At 42.3% G+C, this 1,859-nt stretch carries 1 protein-coding gene and 3 tRNA genes; all 4 read left to right on the forward strand.

The window, feature by feature from the left end:
- The first annotated feature begins 22 nt into the window (after positions 1–22).
- The 4 genes from BM049_RS11675 to BM049_RS11690 all read left to right on the forward strand — a co-directional run bounded on the left by BM049_RS11675 (position 23) and on the right by BM049_RS11690 (position 1,548).
- A tRNA-Gln gene (locus BM049_RS11675) sits at positions 23–94 on the forward strand.
- A gap of 14 nt (positions 95–108) precedes the next feature.
- Positions 109–179, forward strand: a tRNA-Cys gene (locus BM049_RS11680).
- Between the two features lie 19 nt (positions 180–198).
- Positions 199–282: transfer RNA gene (locus BM049_RS11685), tRNA-Leu, on the forward strand.
- Positions 283–861: 579 nt separating this feature from the next.
- Positions 862–1,548 (forward strand): ThuA domain-containing protein, encoded by a 687-nt coding sequence (locus BM049_RS11690; RefSeq protein WP_091531939.1) that lies wholly within the window; start codon positions 862–864, stop codon positions 1,546–1,548.
- The last annotated feature ends 311 nt before the right edge of the window (positions 1,549–1,859 follow it).

Raw genomic sequence — 1,859 nt, forward strand, 5'->3', positions numbered from 1 at the left:
ACCCCATCAGTCGCCCTTTTATTGGGCTATAGCCAAGCGGTAAGGCAGCGGGTTTTGATCCCGTCATTCCTAGGTTCGAATCCTAGTAGCCCAGTTAAATTGAATAATGGCGGTATAGCCAAGTGGTAAGGCAGAGGTCTGCAAAACCTTCATCACCGGTTCAAATCCGGTTACCGCCTTATCTTGATTTGAAATAATGCCGGCGTGGCGGAATTGGTAGACGCGCTGGACTCAAAATCCAGTGCCCATTAGGGCGTGCCGGTTCGACTCCGGCCGCCGGTATAAATAACAAAAAGCTGATATGTCTCTTTATTGAGATGTATCAGCTTTTTGTTTTTCCTAGAAATGCGTCAGTCTGCTGAAGGATGTCATACCTATGACTAAAAGAGTTATATCTGGTTATGGTAAAATGTTATGTGAGGAGCGCACGACAACTGGATAGTTCCGAAGGCTGGATAGTGCCATTATCACGAAAATAGGAGAAGTTGTTCCTCTCCAGGGTGGGAATGTTCTTCTGTTTAATGATCGATAAGCTAACAGGTGGACTAAATCAACAAGCTCATGGTTAATAAATGAAAAGTGATGGGAGACCAGAATGTGGACCGGGATAGGCGCCGCATTCCGTGACTGTATTTTGATTTTGAAAAGTGGATAAACGGGTTATGAGGGGCGTCTATAGCTGGCGCGTTGATGCAGGGTCCTGATATGCAAATAGCCTTTTATTGTAATAGAGGAACTGTACTGTGACATGCGAGGGATATCAGATCATACTGGAACATCCATTAGATGAGTGAAAAAGTCTGTCAAATATGTATAGATCAAGAAGAGTGACTTAAGCTAAGTAGGAGAAAAGAGAAGTTAATGCTGTGGGTAAAAGAAGTGAAATGTACCGGAAACCCTGAAAGGAGATTATTGATGAAGATCATAGCGGTGCTGGGGGATTTTTATCATAAGGAATACCTATTGAAAAATGCTCTTTCTGAAGCTGTCAGAGAAATAGAAGGTATTGAAGTAGTGTATGCCAGCCGTACGGAGCTATTGGATAAGCTCAGTGAAAAGCCGGGCTTGGTGATAGTAGCCTCAGAGAACAGGCTGGACCCAGAAAAAAATCCGGATAAGCAATGGATGACCGAATCTGTAGAGCGTCATATCACAGACTATGTAAAAAAAGGCGGGAACTGGTTTGCCTGGCATTCAGGTCTGGCAGGGTATGAAGAGAATGGGAATTATGTCAGTATGCTGGGCGGATATTTCACTCATCACCCTGATGACCTTGTAAAGGTAAGGTATGACTATAAGGACGATCACGTATTAAGTCATGGAAAAGATGTGTTTGCGATAAGGGACGAACATTATTTTATTGAGAGGGTCGAGAAGAGTACGTATTTTTTAGAATCTCTATCAGCATATGGGGCTTCCGACGCAGGATGGACAAGGAGCTATGGTGAGGGTAAAGTCTGCTGCTACATTCCGGCACATAACGAGGAAGGATTGATGAACGTATCTGTACAAAGAGACCTCGGTGCTATTATCAGGTGGTTTAAATAAGGTGAAGAACCTTCTATAGTAATCAGCCAGGAACTTGAAAGCTGTACCGCTGAATCAGTTGATTTAGATATGCCGTCGAAAGTGAATGAAGAATCGTTGACAAGTGAGTGTTTTAGTCTGGATAAGGAATACATCAGAATAAAAAATCAATAAAATAGAATAAAAGCATTGACGTGAAAAGCAAATACTGGTAAAGTTATTTGTGTTGCTGATTTAAAGCGACGCAGTGCTTTTCTGGTTTGTCAGATCACTCAGTCACATGAGTGGAAAAAGAATTTGAAAAAGTTCTTGACAATGAAGACAAAAGCCTG

The organism is Alkalibacterium subtropicum (genome assembly GCF_900112455.1).
Lineage (GTDB): Bacteria > Bacillota > Bacilli > Lactobacillales > Carnobacteriaceae_A > Alkalibacterium > Alkalibacterium subtropicum.

What these genes read in the sequence shown, in the direction of transcription:
- BM049_RS11690 (WP_091531939.1), top strand. Translation starts at nt 862, where the DNA reads ATGCTGTGGGTAAAAGAAGTGAAATGTACCGGAAACCCTGAAAGGAGA.